Raw genomic sequence first — 1307 nt, forward strand, 5'->3', positions numbered from 1 at the left:
TCAAGGTCACCGCGGCCACCGGCCGTCCCGTGCGTGCCACGACGCCCATACTAGACATCATCAACGAATTTCAGGCGCAAGACACTAGCAAGGTGGTAAACATGTCGGCCGGGGTCGCCGCGCACAACCAGGAGATCGAGTCGCTTCGGGCAGGGCTGCCGTCGCGTGACCGCGAGAGCGTCGAGGCCTACCTCGAGCTGGTCCTCGATCGGACGCCGTTGCCCGACGACGTCCCTCGCCAGGCGGAGGTCGCCTACTCGCCACTCGGCGAACAGGCCGTCGTCCGGTTCGAACTGCCGCCCGTCGACGTCGTGCCGACGATCGCGAACTACACGTTCGTCGGCACGACGGGCGAACTGAGGGAGAAGAGGCGATCTGACGCGGAGTTCCGACGTCTTTACCAGTCGATCGTGAGTCAGATCGCGCTTCTCTACATGCGCGATCTCTTCGAAGCCGACCCGGACCTGGAGAACGTCGAGTTCGGAGGGCACGTACATGCGATCAACCCCGCGACCGGGCAACGCGAGTATCCCTGCTTGATCAGCTTTGCCGTCGATCGGGAGCGATACCAGTCCCTGAACCTGCGCGATGTCACCCGGAGAAGTGTCTTGCCCATTTGGAGATCTTCAAAGGCCGGAGTTACGGAGGCTGGAGGTCCAGGCCGGTTTTGGCGAGGAATCCGGCGATCAGTGCGGGGCGGTACTGCATCTTCCTCGGCCGGGTCTTGATGAGCCGGACCAGGCCGTCCAGGGTCCTGGTGGCCAGGCTGACCAGGGTGCGCTTCAGAGGCGACCAGACCCCCTCGACCGGGTTGAGCTCGGGGGCATAGGCGGGCAGCTGGATGACCCTCAGCCAGGTGTGGGTGGCGATCAGCGTGCGCATCGCGGCCGACAGGTGGGTGTTCAGGTTGTCCCAGCACAGCACGAGCGGGCCGCCGAGCTGGGCGTGCGCGGCGTCCAGCAGGGCGGCGTGGTCGGCCTCGGAGAAGGACTTGCGCTCGCCAGCCCGGCCCCGGCGCAGGCGGATCCGGTAGATCAGCCGGGGTGGGCGTCCGGGTTTGGTGGCGATCAGCCCGGCGATCATGACCCGGCCGGTGCCGCCGGCGCGCACCGTCACCACCGGGGTCACCCCGCGCCGGCCCCAGGTGCGGCCCCTGAGCGGCCTCAGGCTCTGCCCGGCCTCGTCGGCGAAGCAGCGCCAGGCCCCCAGCTCCCCGCGTTCCGCAGCTGATGGCCTGATCTGGACACACGCCGCGCTATCGTCGCAGGTCAGCGCCGCGGAGTCGGCCTGGAACCGCGTAAACGCCT

1 protein-coding gene and 1 pseudogene are annotated in these 1307 nt (G+C 67.8%); one reads left to right on the forward strand and one right to left on the reverse strand.

The window, feature by feature from the left end; translation table 11 throughout:
• Nucleotides 1-728: pseudogene (locus G567_RS34675) on the forward strand (hypothetical protein); the annotation flags it as partial.
• On the opposite strand, the gene G567_RS31420 reads toward G567_RS34675, so the two are convergent.
• The coding region (locus G567_RS31420; RefSeq protein ID WP_342662945.1) for a transposase at nt 640-1307 on the reverse strand (668 nt) is incomplete at its 5' end. The pseudogene G567_RS34675 and the gene G567_RS31420 sit on opposite strands and share 89 nt — an antisense overlap.

Source organism: Pseudonocardia asaccharolytica DSM 44247 = NBRC 16224 (genome assembly GCF_000423625.1).
Lineage (GTDB): Bacteria > Actinomycetota > Actinomycetes > Mycobacteriales > Pseudonocardiaceae > Pseudonocardia > Pseudonocardia asaccharolytica.